This is a genomic window from Micromonospora sp. 050-3, from assembly GCF_046549335.1.
In the GTDB taxonomy this organism is placed as follows: Bacteria; Actinomycetota; Actinomycetes; order Mycobacteriales; family Micromonosporaceae; genus Micromonospora; species Micromonospora trifolii.
In genome coordinates, this window is sequence record NZ_JAJPVX010000002.1 from 1,942,363 (window position 1) to 1,962,814 (window position 20,452).

23 protein-coding genes are annotated in these 20,452 nt (G+C 71.7%); 13 read left to right on the plus strand and 10 right to left on the minus strand.

Annotated elements, in window-relative coordinates; translation table 11 throughout:
* Positions 1-10: 10 nt before the first annotated feature.
* Positions 11-322 (minus strand): BrnA antitoxin family protein, encoded by a 312-nt coding sequence (locus ACLJOK_RS23985; protein WP_238681291.1) that lies wholly within the window; start codon positions 320-322, stop codon positions 11-13.
* Positions 323-339: 17 nt separating this feature from the next.
* Entirely contained in the window at positions 340-624 is a 285-nt protein-coding gene (locus ACLJOK_RS23990; RefSeq protein WP_030489374.1) for a hypothetical protein, read from the minus strand.
* A gap of 104 nt (positions 625-728) precedes the next feature.
* Between ACLJOK_RS23990 and ACLJOK_RS23995 the strand changes: the two genes are divergently transcribed.
* On the plus strand, positions 729-1,088 hold the full coding sequence (locus ACLJOK_RS23995; RefSeq protein WP_030337423.1) for a DUF3099 domain-containing protein: 360 nt from the start codon (positions 729-731) through the stop codon (positions 1,086-1,088).
* A 53-nt stretch (positions 1,089-1,141) separates the two neighbouring features.
* On the opposite strand, the gene ACLJOK_RS24000 is transcribed toward ACLJOK_RS23995, so the two are convergent.
* Together ACLJOK_RS24000 and ACLJOK_RS24005 are read right to left on the minus strand one after the other, a co-directional pair.
* Entirely contained in the window at positions 1,142-2,041 is a 900-nt protein-coding gene (locus ACLJOK_RS24000) for a carbohydrate kinase family protein (RefSeq protein ID WP_410820874.1), read from the minus strand.
* Complete coding sequence (locus tag ACLJOK_RS24005) at positions 2,038-2,973, minus strand: pseudouridine-5'-phosphate glycosidase (protein ID WP_410820875.1); 936 nt, start codon at positions 2,971-2,973, stop codon at positions 2,038-2,040. Before ACLJOK_RS24005 ends, ACLJOK_RS24000 begins: the two co-directional genes overlap by 4 nt.
* An 88-nt stretch (positions 2,974-3,061) precedes the next feature.
* On the opposite strand from ACLJOK_RS24005, the gene ACLJOK_RS24010 reads away from it, so the two are divergent.
* The 3 genes from ACLJOK_RS24010 (at position 3,062) to ACLJOK_RS24020 (ending at position 5,907) form a co-directional block, all read left to right on the plus strand.
* On the plus strand, positions 3,062-3,280 hold the full coding sequence (locus ACLJOK_RS24010; RefSeq protein ID WP_007456912.1) for a DUF3039 domain-containing protein: 219 nt from the start codon (positions 3,062-3,064) through the stop codon (positions 3,278-3,280).
* A gap of 40 nt (positions 3,281-3,320) precedes the next feature.
* On the plus strand, positions 3,321-3,983 hold the full coding sequence (locus ACLJOK_RS24015) for a trimeric intracellular cation channel family protein (RefSeq protein WP_210785165.1): 663 nt from the start codon (positions 3,321-3,323) through the stop codon (positions 3,981-3,983).
* Between the two features lie 190 nt (positions 3,984-4,173).
* On the plus strand, positions 4,174-5,907 hold the full coding sequence (locus tag ACLJOK_RS24020; protein WP_410820876.1) for a DEAD/DEAH box helicase: 1,734 nt from the start codon (positions 4,174-4,176) through the stop codon (positions 5,905-5,907).
* Positions 5,908-6,473: 566 nt separating this feature from the next.
* Here ACLJOK_RS24020 and ACLJOK_RS24025 read toward each other — a convergent pair.
* Both ACLJOK_RS24025 and ACLJOK_RS24030 read right to left on the minus strand, forming a co-directional pair.
* A complete protein-coding gene (locus tag ACLJOK_RS24025; protein ID WP_007456919.1) occupies positions 6,474-6,707 on the minus strand; it encodes a hypothetical protein in 234 nt (77 codons plus the stop codon).
* Positions 6,708-6,952: 245 nt separating this feature from the next.
* Positions 6,953-8,563 (minus strand): RNA polymerase sigma factor, encoded by a 1,611-nt coding sequence (locus ACLJOK_RS24030; RefSeq protein WP_410820877.1) that lies wholly within the window; start codon positions 8,561-8,563, stop codon positions 6,953-6,955.
* Between the two features lie 667 nt (positions 8,564-9,230).
* On the opposite strand from ACLJOK_RS24030, the gene ACLJOK_RS24035 reads away from it, so the two are divergent.
* Entirely contained in the window at positions 9,231-10,049 is an 819-nt protein-coding gene (locus tag ACLJOK_RS24035; RefSeq protein WP_410820878.1) for an inositol monophosphatase family protein, read from the plus strand.
* 102 nt (positions 10,050-10,151) lie between these two features.
* On the opposite strand, the gene ACLJOK_RS24040 is transcribed toward ACLJOK_RS24035, so the two are convergent.
* Positions 10,152-10,664, minus strand: coding sequence for a LytR C-terminal domain-containing protein (locus ACLJOK_RS24040; RefSeq protein ID WP_410821578.1), 513 nt, complete (start codon positions 10,662-10,664; stop codon positions 10,152-10,154).
* Between the two features lie 432 nt (positions 10,665-11,096).
* Here ACLJOK_RS24040 and ACLJOK_RS24045 point away from each other — a divergent pair, with 432 nt between their 5' ends.
* Both ACLJOK_RS24045 and ACLJOK_RS24050 read left to right on the plus strand, forming a co-directional pair.
* On the plus strand, positions 11,097-11,393 hold the full coding sequence (locus ACLJOK_RS24045; RefSeq protein ID WP_007075406.1) for a DUF4193 domain-containing protein: 297 nt from the start codon (positions 11,097-11,099) through the stop codon (positions 11,391-11,393).
* Positions 11,394-11,512: 119 nt separating this feature from the next.
* Positions 11,513-12,337, plus strand: coding sequence for a hypothetical protein (locus ACLJOK_RS24050; RefSeq protein WP_410820879.1), 825 nt, complete (start codon positions 11,513-11,515; stop codon positions 12,335-12,337).
* Between the two features lie 19 nt (positions 12,338-12,356).
* On the opposite strand, the gene ACLJOK_RS24055 is transcribed toward ACLJOK_RS24050, so the two are convergent.
* A complete protein-coding gene (locus ACLJOK_RS24055) occupies positions 12,357-12,890 on the minus strand; it encodes a DUF3093 domain-containing protein (RefSeq protein ID WP_410820880.1) in 534 nt (177 codons plus the stop codon).
* 84 nt (positions 12,891-12,974) lie between these two features.
* On the opposite strand from ACLJOK_RS24055, the gene dut reads away from it, so the two are divergent.
* The 4 genes from dut to ACLJOK_RS24075 all read left to right on the plus strand — a co-directional run bounded on the left by dut (position 12,975) and on the right by ACLJOK_RS24075 (position 15,403).
* Entirely contained in the window at positions 12,975-13,511 is a 537-nt protein-coding gene (gene dut, locus ACLJOK_RS24060; protein WP_091400603.1) for a dUTP diphosphatase, read from the plus strand.
* 25 nt (positions 13,512-13,536) lie between these two features.
* Positions 13,537-14,199: a DUF3710 domain-containing protein gene (locus ACLJOK_RS24065; protein WP_410820881.1), complete on the plus strand. Its 663-nt coding sequence runs from the start codon at positions 13,537-13,539 to the stop codon at positions 14,197-14,199.
* Positions 14,200-14,313: 114 nt separating this feature from the next.
* Positions 14,314-14,694, plus strand: a complete 381-nt coding sequence (locus tag ACLJOK_RS24070) for an OB-fold nucleic acid binding domain-containing protein (RefSeq protein ID WP_238671853.1) — start codon at positions 14,314-14,316, stop codon at positions 14,692-14,694.
* Between the two features lie 25 nt (positions 14,695-14,719).
* Positions 14,720-15,403 (plus strand): DUF3159 domain-containing protein, encoded by a 684-nt coding sequence (locus ACLJOK_RS24075; protein WP_410820882.1) that lies wholly within the window; start codon positions 14,720-14,722, stop codon positions 15,401-15,403.
* Positions 15,404-15,445: 42 nt separating this feature from the next.
* Here the strand turns inward: ACLJOK_RS24075 and ACLJOK_RS24080 are convergent, their stop codons facing one another.
* Positions 15,446-16,135, minus strand: coding sequence for a potassium channel family protein (locus ACLJOK_RS24080; RefSeq protein WP_238659247.1), 690 nt, complete (start codon positions 16,133-16,135; stop codon positions 15,446-15,448).
* Between the two features lie 3 nt (positions 16,136-16,138).
* On the minus strand, positions 16,139-16,804 hold the full coding sequence (locus tag ACLJOK_RS24085; RefSeq protein WP_091400613.1) for a potassium channel family protein: 666 nt from the start codon (positions 16,802-16,804) through the stop codon (positions 16,139-16,141).
* Positions 16,805-16,967: 163 nt separating this feature from the next.
* Here ACLJOK_RS24085 and ACLJOK_RS24090 point away from each other — a divergent pair, with 163 nt between their 5' ends.
* Entirely contained in the window at positions 16,968-19,052 is a 2,085-nt protein-coding gene (locus ACLJOK_RS24090; RefSeq protein WP_410820883.1) for an APC family permease, read from the plus strand.
* A gap of 64 nt (positions 19,053-19,116) precedes the next feature.
* Complete coding sequence (locus ACLJOK_RS24095; RefSeq protein WP_410821579.1) at positions 19,117-20,337, plus strand: class I SAM-dependent RNA methyltransferase; 1,221 nt, start codon at positions 19,117-19,119, stop codon at positions 20,335-20,337.
* Positions 20,338-20,452: the final 115 nt, after the last annotated feature.

Sequence of the window (20,452 nt, forward strand, 5' to 3'; positions counted from 1 at the left end):
GACGGTCTGCTCAGGCGGCGGTGGGGTGCGCCAGTGAGGCCAGCGCGCGCCGGACGTCGGCCAGCGAGACGGTGGCCGAGTCGTCCAGGTCGGCCAGGCCGGTCTCGATCCACTGGCGCATCAGCGTGGTGACCCCGATGCCCCGGGCGTCGGCGGCGGCGCGGACCCGCTCGTAGGTGTCCAGTGGCAGCCGCACCGAGCGGCTCACCATCGGCACGTCGCTGTCGGGGGTGGGCAGCTCGGCCGCCGGGCTCTCGTCGATCAGCTCGGCGATCCGGTCGCCGCCGTCGTGGAACTGCTTGGTCGCGTCGTTACGGTGCATCGTCACGGCCTCCTCATCTACCGAGATCTCCGCACGGCCTCGTCGTAGCGCTTGGACTCGACGTCGCTCAACTCGCGGGCGGAGAGAATGTCCCAGTCGTTGTCGGTGCCATCGGCCTCGGCGAGCAGCACCGCCAGCCGGCGGCCCCGACGGGCGGCGGCGTAGACCACCATCACGTCGTCACCCAGATGGCGGATGACCCGTCGGGCGCTGTGCAGCGCCTCCCAGACTTCCCCAGGTGTGACGTCGTAGACCCTCAGGTTGGCCAACGCCTCGTCGGTGAAGCTGAACCTGCTGCCCACATCGCGGAGCGTACCACGGGCGTAACACGCGGCGGGATGAGTCGAAGTTCGCTGATCACGGACCTGCGGTGACAGGATGAGGCGTAACCCCCTCGAGGAGGTCCATGGTGAAGCGTCAGGCGTACCAGCCGATTCTGATCACCGACGCCTCGCGCAGCCAGGACGATCAGCTCAACAGTCGCCAGCGCCGCTATGTCCTGATGATGGGCATCCGAGTGTTGTGCATCATCGTCGGCGCGATCCTGGTCGGTGCGAACGCCCCACTGCTCTGGCTCTGGCTGCCACTGTGCGGCCTCGGCATGGTGCTCATCCCCTGGCTGGCCGTGCTGCTGGCCAACGACCGGCCGCCGAAGGAAGAGCACCGGCTGGCCAACCGGTTCCACCCCCGCCAACAGGACGACACCCCGCCGATGAGCCTCACCGCCGAGGAGCGCCCACACAAGGTCATCGACGTCGAACCCTGACCCGCGAACGGGCCAGGGTTCGAGCAGTCGGGGCTGCGGCCGTGTGACGGCCGCTACGCCTGTGGCCGAGCCCCGGCGGTGGAGACGGCCAGCGCGCCCAGGTCGGTGGCGCGGCTCAGCGCCGCGGTCGGAGTGGTGCCGGCGAGCCACGCGGTGAGCAGACCGGCAGCGAAGGCGTCGCCGGCGCCCGTGACGTCCACCACCGCCACCCGGCGGGCCGGAGCCACGCAGACCGGCGTGGTGCGGTCGACCCAGACCGCGCCCGCCGCGCCGCGCTTCACCACCACCCGCCGAGCCGTCGCCGACAGCGCCCGCCCCTGCGCCGCCGGGTCCAGCCCGCCGGCCAGCACCGTGGCCTCGTCCGCGTTGACCAGGAGCAGGTCGATGCCGCGTACCCAACTCAGGAACGCCGCCGCGCCGACCCGCCGCAGCGGCGCCGCGGAGGCCGCGTCGACGCTGATGGTGAGCCCGCGCTCGCGGGCGGCGGCCAACGCCCGCAGCCCCGCGCCGCGCGACTCCGCGTCCAACAGGGTGTACGCGGACAGGTGCAGATGCCCAGCGTCGGGCGCCGCCGCGAGGGCCTGCTCGACGTGCGCGGCGCTCAGCCGCAGGTTCGCGCCCCGCTGGCTGACCATGGTGCGCTCGTCGTCGGCGGCCAGCACGATGACAGTGCCGGTCGGTGCGCCCTCGACCCGCTCGATGGCGCAGTCGACGCCGGCCCGGTCCAGCTCGGCCACCCGGTCCCGTCCGGCGTCGTCGTCACCGACGGCCCCGACGAGCGTGACGTCCACCCGCTGCGCGGCGATCCAGGCGGCGGTGTTGGCCGCCTGACCGCCGCCGCCGAGACTGATCGCGGCCCCGGTGTCCGAGCCGGCCGCGAGCGGCCCGGACAGCACGGCGACCACGTCGGTGATCACGTCCCCGACGACGACCACCCGGGCCGGTCGGGTCATGCCGGGACGGCGGTGCCGCGGGCCACCGAGGCGACAGCGATCCGCGCGGCCAGGTCGGCGTTGCGCAGGATGATCCGCACGTTCACCGCCAGGCTGGCGCCCTCGGTGGCCGAGTGGAAGTGCGCGAGCAGGTACGGGGTGACGGCCTTTCCGGTGATTCCGTCCCGCTCCAGCAGGGCCAGGCCCTCGGTGAGCGTCCGGTCGTGCAGCTGCGGGTCGAGCTGCTCGTCGACCGGCAGCGGGTTGGCGATGAGCAGCCCGCCGGTGTGCACGGCGTGCTCGTCCCGGGCGGCGAGCACCGCGGCGACCTGCTCCGGCGAGTCCACCGACCAGTCCAGGTCGAAGCCGGCGTCGGTCAGGTAGAAGCCGGGGAACCGGCGGGTGCGGTAACCGACCACGGCGACCCCGAGGGTCTCCAGGCGTTCCAGCGTCGCGCCCACGTCGAGGATCGACTTGACCCCGGCGCAGACCACGGCGATCGGGGTCTGCGCCAGAGTCACCAGGTCCGCCGACTCGTCGAAGGTGTGCGCGGCCTCCCGGTGCACCCCACCCAGCCCGCCGGTGGCGAACACACCGATCCCGGCGGCGGCGGCCACCGCGCTGGTAGCGGCCACCGTTGTCGCACCGTCCGCGCCGGTCGCGGCGGCCACAGCGAGGTCGCGGACGGAGAGCTTCGTCACGCCGTCGACGGTGGCCAGCCGGGTCAGCTGCGCGTCGTCCAGGCCGACCACCAGCTCACCCGCGATCATGCCGATCGTCGCCGGAACGGCGCCGGCGTCCCGAACCGTCCGCTCGATCTCCCTGGCCACGCGCAGGTTCTCCGGCCGGGGTAGACCGTGCGAGACGATGGTGCTCTCCAGGGCGACGACGGGCCGGCCGTCGCGCTGGGCTTCGGCCACCTCGGTGCCGTAGCTGATGCGAAAGTCATTCACACGGGCACCGTACGGGGTGGGGCCTCGGCCGGCCTCAAGTGGACCCGGCCGTGATGACCTGCCAAACTTGTCGGTTGGAGGTGCAGACGTGAGCACAGAGGTTCTCGAGCGTCCGGAGCTGAAGGACGCCGATACCGGTCCCGAGATGTTCCACTACGTCCGCAAGGAGAAGATCGCCGAGAGCGCCGTCATGGGCACTTTCGTCGTCGCTCTCTGCGGCGAGACCTTCCCGGTCACCAAGGCGGCCAAGCCGGGTTCACCGGTCTGCCCCAAGTGCAAGGAGATCTACGACTCGTACCGTGAGTGAACCTCGGCCGGTGCTTCGGCCGGCGACGTAGCCTGCGGCGGTGACCACCTCCACCGCCCTGCTCCTCGCTGACCTGACCGGGGTGGCGGTCTTCGCCGCGTCCGGGGCCTCGGCGGCGGTGGCCAAGCGACTGGACCTGTTCGGCGTCGCGTTCGTCGGCTTCGTGGCCGCCCTCGGCGGTGGGATCTTCCGGGACCTGGTCATCGACGAGGTGCCGCCGCTGGCCTTCGCCGACTGGCGGTACGTCGCCACCGCCGCGATCACCGCCCTCGCCGTCTTCTGGCTGCACCCGCAACTGGCCCGACTGCGCACCACGGTGCTGGTGCTGGACGCGGCCGGTCTGGCGCTGTTCACCGTCACCGGCACGCTCAAGGCGCTCGACGCCCGGGTGCCGGCCGTCGGGGCCTGCCTGATCGGCATGCTCACCGCGATCGGCGGCGGGCTCGGCCGAGACCTGCTCACCGCCGAGATCCCCGTCGTACTGCGCCGGGAGATCTACGCGCTGGCCGCACTGGCCGGTTCGGTCCTGGTGGTGCTGCTGTACGTCACCGGGCAGACCGGGCCCGCACCGCTCACCGCCGCCGCCGTCCTGGTCTTCGGGCTGCGCCTGATCGCGCTACGGCGACGCTGGTCCGCGCCGGTGGCCACGCTGCGCCCGCCGCGCGCCGACGGGGCGGATCCACGCACCGACCGGGAGTGGTGAGACGGTCGGGCCGCTGTTCGGTTGAGTGCGGGATTGTGACCAGCGTGGCGTCGCCTGGGCCCGCCGGCCCGCGCTGGTTATGCTGAGTCGGCCTTCGCGGCAGCTTCTGCGCGGAGGCGTTTTCATGGGCGGCGGATCCTCGTGGCCCTCGCCCGGGGTCCGCCATCGTGCGGTCGGAGAGGAGCTTCGCGTGGCAGCCCGGACGCCGGTGCTCGAGACGTTCCCGGCACTACGCGCCTGGCAGCGCAAGGCCCTGGTGGAGTACCTGCGTCGCCGTACCGACGACTTCACCGCGGTCGCCACGCCCGGTGCCGGCAAGACCACCTTCGCCCTGCGGATCGCGGCGGAACTGCTCGGTGACGGCACCATCGAGGCGGTCACAGTGGTCGCACCGACCGAGCACCTGAAGAACCAGTGGTCCGACGCCGCGGCCCGGGTGGGCATCCAGCTCGACGCCGCGTTCCGCAACGCCGACCTGCACTCCGCTGCCGACTTCCACGGCGCGGTGGTCACCTACGCGCAGGTGGGGATGGCCCCGCAGGTGCACCGGCGGCGCACCATGACCCGACGCACACTGGTCATCCTCGACGAGATCCACCACGCCGGCGACTCCCGATCCTGGGGCGACGGGGTGAAGAACGCATTCGAACCCGCCGTACGCCGACTGATGCTCACCGGGACGCCGTTCCGCTCCGACGACAACCCGATCCCGTTCGTCAGCTACGAGCGGGGCGGTGACGGCCTGCTGCGTTCCCGCGCCGACTCGGTGTACGGCTACTCCGACGCGCTGCGCGACGGCGTGGTCCGGCCGGTGCTCTTCCTGGCGTACTCCGGGGAGACCCGCTGGCGTACCAACGCGGGGGAGGAACTGGCGGCCCGGCTGGGCGAGCCGATGACCCAGGACCTGGTGGCCCAGGCGTGGCGTACCGCCCTGGACCCGGCCGGCGACTGGATGCCACAGGTGCTGCGGGCCGCCGACGCCCGACTGACAGTGCTGCGCAACGCGGGCATGGCCGACGCCGGTGGTCTGATCATCGCCACCGACCAGCAGACCGCCCGCTCGTACGCCAAGCTGATCGAGCAGGTGACCGGTGAGAAGGCCGCCGTGGTGCTCTCCGACGACCAGGGCGCGTCCGCCCGGATCGCGACGTTCGCGGCGTCCGAGCAGCGGTGGCTGGTAGCGGTGCGGATGGTGTCCGAGGGGGTCGACATCCCGCGACTGGCGGTCGGGGTCTACGCCACCAGCGCCAGCACGCCGCTCTACTTCGCCCAGGCGATCGGCCGGTTCGTGCGGGCCCGCCGGCCCGGGGAGACCGCGTCGGTCTTCCTGCCCAGCGTGCCGCACCTGCTCGGGTTGGCAAGCGAGATGGAGACCGAGCGCGACCACGTACTCGGCAAACCCAAGGAAGCCGACGGTTTCGACGACGACCTGCTGGAACGCGCGCAGCGCGACGACCAGGCCAGCGGTGAGCTGGAGAAGCGCTTCGCGGCGCTCTCGGCCACCGCCGAGCTGGACCAGGTGATCTTCGACGGTGCGTCGTTCGGCACTGCGGCGCAGGCCGGCACCCCCGAGGAAGAGGAATACCTCGGCCTGCCCGGCCTGCTCACCGCCGACCAGGTTTCACTGCTGCTGACCAAGCGGCAGGCCGCACAGCTGGCCGCCCAACGCCGTCGTACGGCCGACGGGGCCGCTCAGCCGGCCGCTGCGGCCACAGCAGCGCCACCCGCACCCATGAGCGCCGCCCAGCGTCGCGTGGCGCTCCGACGCCAACTGAACGCTCTGGTGGCCGCCCGACACCACCGCACCGGCCAGCCGCACGGCAAGATTCATGCCGAGCTGCGCCGGCTCTGCGGTGGCCCGCCCAGCGCCCAGGCCACCATCGAGCAGCTTGAGGAACGCATCGCCACCGTGCAGACCCTCTAGACCGCCCAGCTCTGAACCCGCCCAACCGGCATTGCGCCCGACCAAGCGGGCTGACCGGTCCGGACCAGGCCTTGGGGCGTGGGGTGCGCCCGTGCTTGAGGCGCGATCGGGTTCGTGCCTATGTGCGTGGCCTGTGGTCGGTGTCCGTACCCGCCCGGAACGGCCGCGGGATGCCCTATCCGGGCGTCCCGACCTCAAGATCGCGCAATAACCAGGATGCAGTGGTATCGGCGCGTCGGTGATGCCACTACATCCTGGTTCGAGCGTGACCTTGGCGGCGGTGCGCGCCCCGAACCTCGCGCTCGGTCGGTTATGCAGGGGGTTCGTCGTCAAGATCCGCGCAGTACCGGGGATGTTGCTGTCTCTGGCGTGTCGGAGGCAGCAACTTCGGGGAAGTTGCGGTGATCTTGGCGCGGGGCGCGGGGCGCGGGGCGCGGGGCGCGGGGCGCGGGGCGCGGGGCGCGGGGCAGCGGGGCAGCGGGGCAGCGGGGCGCGGGGCGTTTGGGCAAAAAGCTGGCCGGAGGCACCCTCGGGGTGCCTCCGGCCAGCTATGTCGGTTTGCGGATTTAGTTCGCCATCAGATCGGCGCCACGCCAGCTGAAATCGGGCTCCGTTGCGAACCGCTCGGTGATCTTCACGAGATCCTCCGCGTACTTGTTCGCGTGATGCCCGCAGAACACCAGCTCGCTCCCACCCACCAGAGTGATTCGGAGCTTCCCGGCAGCATTGCAGCGGTCGCACCGTTCATCGGCGGCTGGGGGCGCCACCGTCTCGGGCGGCGGCGTGAGGGTCGAGTTCATCGCCTTCCTCCTCTGGTCGTCACCGATGAACAATCTCTTCGGTCGTTGCTCACCTATCGTGCAACACCCTTGCTAGGCACTGCCTTCCCTGTGTGCCCGCGGGGGACCGAGGTCACACATGGCAGGGACAGTGTGCCGTGTACCAAGGGTGCCACGTCAACGATCACATTCGTGCAACCGGACGATCACCATCTGGCGTTGCACCCCAGGTGATCAAAACGACACGTTCGGTTGACGAAACCCGCTCAGTCCAGGTAATCCCGGAGGACCTGCGACCGGGACGGGTGACGCAGCTTGGACATCGTCTTGGACTCGATCTGCCGGATTCGCTCCCGGGTCACCCCGTAGACCTGACCGATCTCGTCGAGCGTCCGAGGTTGGCCGTCGGTCAGGCCGAAGCGCAGGCGTACCACACCCGCCTCACGCTCGGAGAGCGTCTGGAGCACCTGCTGGAGCTGGTCCTGCAGGAGCGAGAACGACACCGCGTCGACAGCGACAACGGCCTCGGAATCCTCGATGAAGTCGCCGAGCTGGCTGTCGCCCTCGTCGCCGATGGTCTGGTCCAGTGAGATGGGCTCCCGAGCGTACTGCTGGATCTCCAGCACCTTCTCGGGTGTGATGTCCATCTCCTTGGCCAGCTCCTCCGGAGTGGGCTCGCGGCCCAGGTCCTGGAGCAGCTCACGCTGTATGCGGCCGAGCTTGTTGATGACCTCGACCATGTGCACCGGGATGCGGATGGTGCGGGCCTGGTCGGCCATGGCGCGGGTGATGGCCTGCCGGATCCACCAGGTGGCGTACGTGGAGAACTTGTAGCCCTTGGTGTAGTCGAACTTCTCCACGGCCCGGATCAGGCCGAGGTTGCCCTCCTGGATCAGGTCGAGGAAGGCCATGCCGCGGCCGGTGTAGCGCTTGGCCAGCGACACCACCAGTCGGAGGTTCGCCTCCAGGAGGTGGTTCTTGGCCCGCTCGCCGTCCCGGGAGATCCAGCCCAGGTCACGGACCATGTCCCGGACGAGCTTCTCTTCGCCCTCGTCGGCAGCCCGCAGTCGCTCGGCGGCGTAGAGCCCGGCCTCGATCCGCTTGGCCAGCTCCACTTCCTGCTCGGCGTTGAGCAGCGGAACCTTGCCGATCTGCTTCAGGTACGCCCGGACGGAGTCGGCGGAGGCGGTCAGCTCGGCGTCACGTCGCGCCTGCTTGAGGGCCTCGGACTCCTCGTCGTCCCACTCGAAGTCGTTGTCGGTCGCCGAGGCGGCGGCGTCGGTCTCGGCGGCCTGGGCCAGCTCGGCCGGCTCCTCGACCACCACGTCCTCGATCGCGGCGGCCAGCTCCTCCGGGTCGATCTCGCCCTCGGCGCCCTCGCCCTTTGCCTTGCCGCCAGCCTTGGTCGGCTTGGCTCCGGCAGCTGCGGCCACCGTCGCCTTGGTGGCTCGGGTCGACCGGGTCGCCTTCGCGGGCGTCACACCGGCAGCCTCGGCGGCGGTGCCGGTCGCCTTGCGAGCGGCCACCTTGCGCGGGGCCGACGTCGCCGCGGCGTCGTCGGCGGCGGGCGCCTGCTTCGGGGCCGGCGCGGCGGCCTTCTTGGTGGTCTTGGCGGTGGTGGCCCGGGACGCTGGCGTGGTCGAGCGGGCCGCGGCGACGCGGCGACGGGTGCTCGCCGAGCCGTCCACCACGACGGTCACTCCCGCCTCGGAGAGCGCCCGCAGGATCTTCTTGGCCTGGGCCGGAGTCACCTCGGCGGACTCGACGGTGCGCGCGAGCTGAGCCGACGTGAGCTGACCACCGGCGCTCTGCGCGTGGGCGATCAGGGTGTCGGTGAGCGAGCGAACGTCGGCGCCGGGCTGGCGGGGTTCTGTCACGAATGACCTTCCGGAGGCGAAGAGCGGGCACGGCGGGTTCGTCCAGCGCAGCGAGGGTTACCGTGCCGGGCGATGTGGTTGAGGGACCCTCGTGTCACGGTCCGGCCGGTGGTCGGCGGTCCGTGCCGCGTGGGCAGGGGTGAATTGTAACGCCGTCTGCGGCGATCATCCTGCTCCGCACCGCGTACCGCCGGTGGGGACCGTCGGTGGGGCGGGGATATGGGCTTCGCGGTAATGATAGCCGCGCGGCCGGCGAACTGCTTCCGTCGTCGAGCCCGTTGGCGCGTAGATCGTGTCCGAACTGCCGTTTGAGCAGGCAGTACGAGGTCAACGTGGCGGTTGCGAGGGTGCGCGTGTGGATCACCGAGGTCGCTGTTGGTGCGGCCGGTGACGTCCCGACCAGGTCGCGGTTGGGCAACGGTTGTGAGCCGAGCATGGGTGGGGCGGTAGGCACTTAAGCGACATTACCAACCTAAAGGGGCATCTTGTCGAAGGTCGGCCGCTCAAGCCGTGCGGACGGCGCGGGTGCACCCGCTCGCAGCGGCAGGCCAGGCACCAAAGATCCCGGTCTGGTGCCGTTGCGCGGCGTCGGGAACGATGATCTTCGGAGGCCGGGTCGGTAGTTTCACCCACCCACATGCACTCGAACTGCGGAAAGAGGCGAATCATGACCAACTCGGCTACGGCACCGTCGGAGCTGCTGACCATCGCGGTGCAGGTGGCTCGGGACGCGGCCGACACCGCGTACCGGATGCGCGCCGAGGGAGTCGTCGTCGCCGCCACCAAGAGCACCGTCACCGACGTGGTCACCGCCGCCGACCGGGCGGTCGAGCGGCAGATCCTCGGCGCGTTGGCCGCGCTGCGCCCGGACGACTCGGTGTTGGGCGAGGAGTACGGCGAGGGGACTTCCGGCGCGGCGCCCAGCGGGGTGCGCTGGATCGTCGACCCGATCGACGGCACTGTGAACTACCTGTACGGGCTGCCGTACTCGGCGGTCTCGCTGGCGGCCGAGGTGGACGGGGTGGTGGTTGCCGGCGTCGTGCGCAACGTGAGCACCGGCGAGGAATGGACCGCCACGGCCGGCGGCGGGGCCTGGCGCGACGGTGTCCGGCTGCGCTGCTCCGGCGAGGTCGATCTGGGGCAGGCGCTGGTCGGCACCGGCTTCGGCTACGACGCCGGCCGTCGGGCGCACCAGGCGCAGGTGGTGGCGGGGCTGATCGCACACGTACGGGACATCCGCCGGCTCGGCGCCGCGGCGCTGGACCTCTGCCTGGTCGCCGAGGGGCGGCTCGACGCGTACTTCGAGAAGGGTCTTGCGGCCTGGGACCTGGCGGCGGGCGGGCTGGTGGCCACCGAGGCGGGGGTTCGGGTCGCCGGTCTGGCCGGTCGGCCGCCGGGACCGGACCTGGTGGTCGCGGCCCCGCCCGCGCTCTTCGCGCCGCTGCACGACCGGTTGGCCGCGCTGGACGCCTCCGGCGGTCCCTGACCGGCGGAACCTGACCGGTGGAACAGGCCGGCCGGCCCTGGCCGGCAGGGCGGGTCGGTGCCGGCTTCGCCGACCTGGCGTCGCGTGGGCCCGGTTACGCCGTCACTTGGCGGGTGGGGACGGGCAGGAGCCCTTGGGAGCCTCCGGCGGGCCCGAGTCGCCGAGTGACTGGTTGACCTCGGTCGTGGTGGCGAGCTGCTGGAAGTTGTTGCCCAGCACGACGTCCACGGTGTCGTCGGTGCGCTTCTCGTCGTAGCCCGGGGTGGCGTTGTTGAGGAAGTACGCCTGGAGCAGGTGCGCGGACCCGACGCCCTTCGGGCCGTACCGCAGCACCGCGACGCTGTTGATCTTCTTCTCGTTCCCGGTCTTCTTGACCTGGAACTGTCGATTGCTGAACTCGTCGGCGACGGTGTGGGCGAGCCCGGGCTGATCCGTGGCATTGAACACGTTGATCTTGACGTCTTTGCGCTCGCGCAGGGTCAGATCCGCCAGCGGCCAACCCTCGGGGCAACCCGCCGCGGTGCCCACGTTGCCCTGGCTGTCGCGGACCACGGCCACGACGACGAAGACCAGGGCGATGATCGCCAGCAGGCCGACGACGACGAGTGCTCGCACGCGCGCAAAACTCATCAGGGCACTCCCCGGACCTCAGTGGGTGGTGGCGGCCAGAAACGATCGCTCAGGCCGCCGGCCGTCGAATACGCCGCTGAGGTTAACGGTTGTCCGGCCGTCGCGTGGAAACAGCCCGACATGCCGGCGCGCCGACCGCGAACCGGGTACTACTACCCCTATCTTCGTGTCGCCTGAATCACATTGGGAACAACTTCGCGTGCGGGGGCGTACATCTCAGCCGCAAGGGCGGTATACATGCCTCGCCCAAGGGGGGGTAAGGTTCCGCGCTCGCAGGGGAGTCGCCCCGGCGAGCTCGACCCGTTCGGTCCTCGGGTCGGGTGCCCGACACAAGTGGTGGCCGGCCAGCGGAACCGAAACAGCGTCGTCCGGCGTTACAACCGGAAGCGACAACATCGATATGGGAGAGTGAAACCGATGGCCACCGACTACGACGCCCCGCGTCGCGACGAGGTCGACCTCGGCGAGGACAGCCTGGAAGAGCTCAAGGCACGGCGCGTCGACTCACAGTCGGGCGCGGTGGACGTCGACGAGGCCGAGGTGGCCGAGAGCTTTGAGCTGCCCGGTGCCGATCTGGCCGACGAGGAGCTCACGGTCAAGGTGCTTCCGATGCAGCAGGACGAGTTCCGGTGCGCCCGCTGCTTCCTGGTCCACCACCGTAGCCAGCTGGCGGTCGAGCGTAACGGCGAGCTGATCTGTCGCGAGTGCGTCTGACAACCACAACAACACCGGCGGCGGCCTCCTGAACGGGGTCGCCGCTGCCGGTGTAGGCATGCGGCAGCGGTGGGTACCTGCTTGACTCGTAGCGGGTAGCCACAGCACCGGGAGGTCCGATGAGCGATCGAGGCGGCACCACCGATGGCGGCACGGACGGCCTCGGCGCCACCCGTGACACGGACGACCTCGGTGCCACAGTCGCGGCGCTGACCGCTGACGACATCGCGCCGGCCCGACGCCGTCAACTGCTGACCCGGATGGTCGGGCAGGCCCGTGCGCGAGGTATCTCCGACCTGTTCAAGCCGCGCGCCGCCGTGCGGTGGATGGTCGACGCCGTCGCCGAGATCGCCCCGCACGTGCCGGTACGGGACCTGGACACGCTGCGCCAGCACTTCCCCGGCCTGGACGACGCCGCCCTGGCCGACCGGCTCATCCGCAACGCGTCGAGGACCACCGCCGCGATCGGCGCGGCCGGTGGGGGCGTCGCCGCCGTCGAGTGGACGGTGGCCCCGACCCTGCTCTCCGCGCCGGTGCTGCTCGCCGCCGAAACCGTGGCCGTGGTGGCGGTGGAGCTGAAACTCGTCGGCGAGCTGCACGAGATCCACGGCGTGGCGCTACCCGCCGCCGGCAGCCAACGGGCGGTCGCGCTGGTGCACTCCTGGGCCACTCAACGCGGCGTCAACCCGATGGTCCCCGGCGTGGGAGTGGGAGCGGTGCTCGGCACCGCCGCCCGCAAGGAGTTGCGGGACATGCTGCTGCGGCGCTTCGGTCGCAACCTCACCACGCTCGGGCCGTTCCTGACGGGAGCGGCGGTGGCCAGCTTCCTCAACCGCCGGGCCACCCAGCAGATGGCCGACCAACTCCAGGTCGACCTGCGTCGGCGGGGCATCGCCCGGCCCGCGCCACCGGCGGCCCTCCCGGGCCCACCAACCGGCACCTGAGCGGGCCCTCGCCGTCGGATCAGCCCGGCTCGCCCGCCGTCGGGTGGGTAGCCGCCAGGGCGTCCCGTGCGGTCAGCACCGCCTCGGCCAGCTCGACCGGGTGGCGGGTGCTCACCACCCAGAACGGGGTCGGATCCGCGGGATCGTCGAGGATCACCTGCACGGCGCCGCCGATCCACGGTCGCTGCACCACGAAGGCGAGCGGGTCCGCGCCGACGCCGAGCACCTCACGTCGGCCGGCCACGTCCAGCGGCACCACGTCGGCCACGAAACGGACCGGCAGGCGGGCGTCGTCCACCCGCAGCTCGGCGTCGGTCACCCCGACCCGGATCCGGCCCAGCCACCACAGCCCGACAGCGGTCAACGGCACCAGCACGGCGAACGGCAGCCAGGCGCGGACGCCGGAGGCGCCCATCCAGATCTCGACGGCCAGCAACGCGGCGGCCACCAGCCCGGCCAGCCACAGCCACCAGGGCAGATTCAGTCGCTCGGCGTACGCCGAGCGGGCGGCGACCGGCGGCTGATCGGCGGACGGGGAGGGCGACATGCTCACTCCTGCGAGGGTACGGCGCACGGCGGCTCGACGAACCGGCAGGATGGCAGGGTCACCCCGCGAACCGGACGGAAGAGGGGACCCGTGACCGACGTCGTACCCGTGCCTGTGCAGCTGCTCGACCCGGAGCTGCCGCTGCCCACGTACGCCCATCCCGGCGACGCCGGGGCCGACCTGGTGGCGGCCGCGGACGTGGAGCTGCCACCCGGCGGCCGTGCCCTGGTGCCCACCGGCGTGGCCATCGCGCTGCCGGAGGGGTACGTGGGCCTGGTCCATCCTCGCTCCGGTCTGGCGGCCAGGCTCGGCGTGACGGTGCTCAACGCGCCCGGTACGGTCGACGCCGGCTACCGGGGTGAGATCCTGGTCAACCTGATCAATCATGATCGGGATGTGCCGGCGAAGATCTCCCGCGGCGACCGGATCGCGCAGCTCGTGGTCCAGCAGGTCGCGCGGGCGCGGTTCGAGCCGGTGGTCGAGCTGCCCGCGTCCCGGCGCGGGACCGGTGGGCACGGGTCCACCGGTGGGCACGCCGGGCTGGTGCCGTCGCCGACGGGCCAGGACCGGGTCGAGCGGCGGCCGAGTGAGCCGGGCCGCGGGCAGACGGAAGAGGTGGCAGGGTGAGTGTGAACAGCGGAGGGCAGGCGCAGTGATCTTCTCCCGAAAGCGGGCCGATGCGGAGCGGCAGACCCGTGACGAGCGGGCTACCCAGGTCCCGGACCAGGGCGATGCGACGCCGACGCTGGAGCGCGGCCCGTACGACATCTCCGAGAGCTACGACGACGTGCAGCGACTCGACCTGGGCAGCCTGCACATCCCGGCGATCGCCGACGTCGAGGTACGGGTGCAGGCCGACCCGCAGGGTGTGATCCAGCAGGTGGTCCTGGTGCACGGTGACAACGCGCTCCAGTTGGGCGTCTTCGCCGCCCCCCGGTCCGAGGGGATCTGGGACGAGGTGCGCGAGGAGATCCGGCAGTCGCTGCTCCGCGACGGTGCGAGCGCGCAGGAGGTCGCCGGCGAGTACGGCCCGGAGCTGCACGCCCAGGTGACCACCCCGGACGGCCCGACGAACCTGCGGTTCGTCGGAATCGACGGGCCGCGCTGGATGGTCCGGGGTGTGTTCCAGGGCCCGGTGGCCACCGACCCGGCCATGGCCGGTCCGCTCGTCGAGTGCCTGGACGGCCTGGTGGTCGACCGTGGTCAGGAGGCGAAGCCGGTCCGCGAGCCGCTGCCGCTGCGGCTGCCCCGGGAGATCGCCGACCAGGCCGAGGCCGAGGCGGGCGACGCCACGGCCGCGCCGCGTCAGGTCTGACCCGCGCGCACCGGCCCGCCGGAACCAGCCCCGTCGGCGTACGCTGGCGGCACGGTTCCGGCGCCGCCGGGGCCGGCCGGGGACGGCGAGCGTGGAGAGGGTGACGCGGAGGTCATGACGACCGACGAGGGCCGGGTGTCGCTACGGCGCATCCTGCAGAGGTTCACCGCCAGCGAGGCCGAGATCGACGCGCAGGAGCTGCGTCGGGAGAGCGCCCAGTGCGGCGGGATCCCTGCCCAGCAGTGCTCCCGGGGTCAGCTGGTCTCGGTCGCCGGTCGGCTGCGCACAGTGGTCTACACGCCGCGCACCAATCTGCCCACCCTTGAGGCCGACCTGTACGACGGCAGTGACGTGGTCACCCTGGTCTGGCTGGGGCGACGGCACATCGCCGGGATCGAGCCGGGCCGGCATCTGACCGCCCGTGGCCGGGTGGCCGTGCGGGACGACCGCAAGGTCATCTACAACCCCTACTACGAGCTGGACTCGCCCAAGTGACTGCACTGCGGACGGAAGGCCGGCGATGACGACGGGACAGGACCGGGCGGCACAGCCGGATACCGACCCTCAGGACGAGGAGCCGCTGCCGACGATCGCCGAGCAGATGGCCGACCAGCTCGGCGGCTGGCGCGGGCTGGTCGAGTCCAGCATCCCGGTCGTGGTGTTCGTCGTCGCCAACATCATCGGCGAGCTGCGGCCGGCGGTGATCGCGTCGATCACTGTCGCCGTGCTGATCGCCGGGCTGCGGCTGGCCCAGCGTCGGCCGATCCGGCACGCCGTCAACGGGCTCTTCGGCGTCGGCGTCGGCGCGGCCATCGCGTGGCGTACCGGCGACGAGCGTGACTTCTACCTTCCCGGCATCCTCTACGGCATCGGCTACGGCATCGCCCTGCTGGTCTCGGCCGCGATCCGGCAGCCGCTGGTGGGCTGGATCTGGTCGGTGTTGGTGGCCAAGGGCCGTTCGGAGTGGCGGTCCGACCCGAAGCTGGTGCGCACCTTCACCCAGCTGACAGTGCTCTGGGGCGTGGTCTGGCTGGCCAAGGTGGGCGTGCAGGCCGGGCTCTACCTGGCCCACCAGGACACCGCCCTGGGCGTGGCCCGGCTGGCGCTCGGCTACCCGCCGTACGCGCTGCTGTTGCTGATCACGGTCTGGACGGTGCGCCGGGTCACCCGGGAGTCGCCGCCGGCCCCGCTGCCCAGCGCCTGAGCGACGCCGGGTCACCCGGCCCGTTCAGCGCGCCCGTCGGGGTCAGCGTGAGCCGCGGGTCCGTTCGACGCTGTCCGGCCCGAGGATCACCGCGCGGACCTCGTCCTCCACCTCGGCCGTGCAGACGAAGATCAGCTCGTCGCCGGCCTCGATCGGGTCGTCCGGGCTGGGCACCAGGACCCGCTTGCCGCGCAGGATCGCCACCAGGGCGGAGTCGCGGGGCAGCGGCACGGCGTGGATCGGCTGACCGACGTAGGGGGCGGTCGGCGGCAGGGTGATCTCGACGAGGTTCGCCTCGCCCTGTCGGAAGGTCATCAGCCGGACCAGGTCGCCGACGGTGACAGCCTCCTCGACGAGCGCGGCCATCACCCGCGGCTTGCTCACCGCGACGTCCACGCCCCACTGCTCGGTGAACAACCACTCGTTCTCGGCCCGGTTGACCCGGGCGACCACCCGGGGCACCGCGAACTCGGTCTTGGCCAGCAGCGACAGCACCAGGTTGGTCTTGTCGTCGCCGGTCGCCGCGACCACCACGTCACACCCGGCGATGTTCGCCTCCTCCAGGCTGGCCACTTCGCACGCGTCGGCCAGCACCCAATCGGCGGCCGGCACCCGGTCCGGGCGCAGCATCTTGGGCTGGCGCTCGATCAGCATCACCTGGTGGCCGTTGTCGATCAACTCCTGGGCGATCGAACGGCCCACGTTGCCCGCGCCCGCGATGGCGACCCGCATGGCTCAGTGCCCTCCTTCCGGCGGCGTCGCCGCCACCGACGTGACAGTCGCCACGATGTCATCGCTGACCAGCATGAACACCTGGTCGCCCTCCTGAATGACGGCGGAGCCGGTGGGCAGTGTGCCGATGCCGAAGCGGATCAGGTAGGCCACCCGCGCCCCGGTCGCGTCCTCCAGCGTCCGCACCGGTCGGCCGATCCAGTCCTTGTGTACGGGCACCTCGACGATCGACACAGTGCTCGTGGGGTCGCGGAAGATCTCCACGTTGCCCTCCGGCACCAGGTGTCGCAGCATCCGGTCCGCCGTCCACCGCACTGTCGCCACGGTGGGGATGCCCAGCCGCTCGTAGACCTGCGCCCGGCGCTGGTCGTAGATGCGGGCGGCGACCCGGGACACGCCGAACGTCTCGCGGGCCAGCCGGGCCGAGATGATGTTGGAGTTGTCGCCGCTCGACACCGCCGCGAAAGCGTCCGCGCGCTCGATGCCGGCCTGTCGGAGCACCTCGCCGTCGAAACCGGCCCCGGTCACCGTGATCCCGGCGAAGTCGGGGCCGAGCCGGCGGAAGGCGTCGGCGTCCTGGTCGATCACCGCCACCGAGTGCCCTCGGGACTCCAGGCTGTGGGCGAGGGTCGATCCGACCCGACCACATCCCATGATCACGACGTGCACGCTGTCCCTCCCAAGGTGCGTCCCGCTCCCGCTGCCGGTGGCCTTCGAGTGCGAGCCTGCCACGTCCCGGTCACGAGCGGGGACCGACCGTACCCCGCCGCCGTGAGCAGCGGTGATCGCCCACCCCCGCGCTCCCGCTGAGGTGGTCGTACTCTTGGCGTTCGTGGCCAGTCCCACCTCGCTGCTGAAGCGGCTCCTTCTCGGTCGACCGTTCCGGTCCGACCGGCTTCAGCACACCCTCCTGCCGAAGCGCATCGCGCTGCCCGTGTTCGCCTCCGACGCGCTGTCCAGCGTCGCGTACGCGCCCGACGAGATCCTGCTGACCCTCTCCATCGCCGGTGCGTCCGCGTACTTCTTCTCGCCGTGGATCGCGCTGGCCGTGGTCGTGGTCATGCTCACCGTGGTGGCGAGCTACCGGCAGAACGTGCACGCCTACCCGTCCGGTGGCGGCGACTACGAGGTGGCCACTGTCAACCTGGGGCCGAAGTTCGGCGTCGGGGTGGCCAGCGCCCTGCTGGTCGACTACGTGCTCACGGTGGCGGTGTCGGTCTCCTCGGGAGTGGCCAACCTGGGCTCCGTTGTGCCGTTCGTGGCCACCCACAAGGTCCTGATCGCGGTGAGCGCGGTGGTCCTGCTCACCGCCGTCAACCTGCGTGGGCTGCGTGAGTCGGGCACGGCGTTCGCCATCCCCACCTACGGCTTCGTGATCGTGATGCTCGGGATGCTGCTCACCGGGCTGTTCCGGGTCTTCGTGCTGGGCGACGAGCTGCGCGCGCCGAGCGCCGACTTGGTGATCCAGGCCGAGCACAGCGTGACCGGTTTCGCGCTCGTCTTCCTGCTGCTGCGGACGTTCAGCTCGGGCGCCGCCGCGCTCACCGGCGTGGAGGCGATCTCCAACGGGGTTCCGGCGTTCAAGGCGCCGAAGAGCCGCAACGCCGCCACCACCCTGCTGCTGCTCGGCACCATCTCGGTGAGCATGCTGGTCGGGATCATCTGGCTGGCCCGGCTGACCCACCTCCAGTTCGTCGAGGATCCGAACCTCCAGATCGTCTCCGGCCCCGAGGGGTACGTGCAGAAGACGGTCACCACCCAGCTCGGGGAGACGGTCTTCGGTTCCGGGTCGATCCTGCTCTACGTGCTGGCCGGGGTGACCGCCCTGATCCTGTTCCTGGCCGCGAACACCGCGTTCAACGGTTTCCCGGTGCTCGGCTCGATCCTGGCCCAGGACCGCTACCTGCCCCGCCAGTTCCACACCCGGGGCGACCGGCTGGCCTTCTCCAACGGCATCACCTTCCTGGCCCTCTTCGCGATCGTGCTGATCGTCGGCTTCCAGGCCGAGGTGACGAAGCTGATCCAGCTCTACATCGTCGGGGTCTTCGTCTCGTTCACCGTCTCCCAGGTCGGCATGATCCGGCACTGGAACCGGCACCTGCGCACCGAGCGGGACCCGGAGGCACGTCGCCGGATGCACCGCTCTCGGGCGATCAACACGTTCGGCGCGGGCCTGACCGGCGCGGTACTGGTGATCGTCCTCATCACCAAGTTCCTGCTCGGCGCGTGGATCGCGATCGCCGCGATGGCGGTGATCTACGTGCTGATGCTGGCCATCCGGCGGCACTACGACCGGATCGCCGTCGAGCTGACCCCGCCGGACGAGGGCCGGGCCGTGCTGCCCGCCCGCAACCACGCGATCGTGCTGGTCAGCAAGGTGCACCAGCCGACGCTGCGGGCCATCGCCTACGCCCGCGCCACCCGGCCGGACACACTCACCGCGGTGACCGTCAACGTGGACGAGAAGGACACCCGGGACCTGCAGGCCGACTGGGAGCGCCGGGAGATGGCCATCCCGCTCACCGTGATCGACTCGCCGTACCGGGAGATCACCCGCCCGATCCTGGACTTCGTCGCCTCCACCCGCCGCAAGTCGCCCCGGGACGTGGTCACCGTGTTCATCCCGGAGTACGTGGTCGGCCGTTGGTGGGAGAACCTGCTGCACAACCAGAGCGCCCTGCGCCTCAAGGGCCGGCTGCTCTTCGAACCGGGGGTGATGGTGGTCAGCGTGCCGTGGCAGCTCGCGTCGACAGCGAGCAAGAACCTCGACCGGCTGGACGCCACGCTGTCCCGGACCCCGGCGCGGGGGCCACGCAGCGCCGCCCCGCCGCTGGTCGCCACCCCGCCGGTGGCCCCCGCGCCGCCCGGCGAGGGCGGGCCCGAGAACAGCGAAACGATGGGAAACACTCGTGACTGAGCCGGGCGGTCAGCGGACCGCGACACCTGGGACGCCGTCGGCGACGCCGGCATTCGAGCGGGGCCTGGCCGAGGCGGACCGGGTCGAGCTGACCGTCGACGCGGTCGCCCCCGGCGGGCACTGCGTCGCCCGGGTGGACGGGCAGGTGGTCTTCGTCCGGCACGCGCTGCCCGGCGAACGGGTCATCGCCGAGGTCACCGAGGTGCACCGGGGGTTCGTCCGAGCCGACGCGGTGACCGTGCTGGAACCCTCACCGGACCGGGTCGAGCCGCCCTGCCCGTACGCGAAGCCGGGTGCCTGCGGGGGCTGCGACCTCCAGCACGTCGCTCCGGCCGCGCAGCTGGCCTGGAAGACCGCCGTGATCCGCGAGCAACTGGTCCGCCTCGGCGGGCTGACCGACGTCGAGCTGGACCGGCTCGGCGTCCGGGTCGAGGCGTTGCCCGGTGGGCTGCTCGGCTGGCGCTCCCGGGTCCGTTACGCGGTCGACGCCGCGGACCGGGCCGGCCTGCTCAAGCACCGCTCGCACGAGGTGGTGCCGATCGACCGCTGCCGGATCGCCCACCCGGCCATCCAGCAGCTGCCGGTGCTCACCCCCACCGGTGCGCGCTGGCCGGCCGCCGACGCGGTGGAAACCGTCGCCAGCACCGGCGGGGACGTGACCGTCACGGAGATCCGCGACGGGGTGCCCACCCCGGTCAGTGGTCCTACCGAGGTCCGCGAGGTCGCCGCCGGACGGGACTGGACGCTGCCCGCGTCCGCGTTCTGGCAGGTGCACCCGGCCGCGGCGGACACCCTCTCCACGGCGGTGCTGGAGTTGCTGGACCCGCAGCCCGGCGAGATCGCCTGGGACCTCTACGGCGGCGCTGGGCTGTTCGCCGCCGGGTTGGCCGAACGGGTCGGCGCGACCGGCCGGGTGACAGTGGTCGAAGCGGCGGCGCAGGGTGTCGCCGCCGCCCGGGAGAACCTCGCCGACCTGCCCAGCGTCGAGGTGGTGTCGGCCCGGGTGGAGACCGCGCTAGCCCGCCGACGGATCACCGGCCCGGTCGACGTGGTGGTGCTCGACCCGCCGCGCTCCGGGGCCGGCGCCCCGGTGGTCCGCGCGCTGGCTGCCGCCGGCCCGCGGGCGGTCGCGTACGTGGCCTGTGACCCGGCCGCCTTCGCCCGGGACGTGCGTACCTTCGCCGAGCTCGGTTGGCGGCTGGCGGCGCTACGGGGCTTCGACCTCTTCCCGATGACGCAGCACGTCGAGCAGGTCGGGCTGCTGCTTCCGCCGGACGCGCGGTAGCACACCACGCGTCAGCGCCTGACCGGGTGCTCAGCTGCCCACTTCCCGCCCGGCCCGGGTGCGTGGGGCTCGGGCCGGGCTGCGGAGTACCGGGGGGCCGATAGACTCTCCGGTC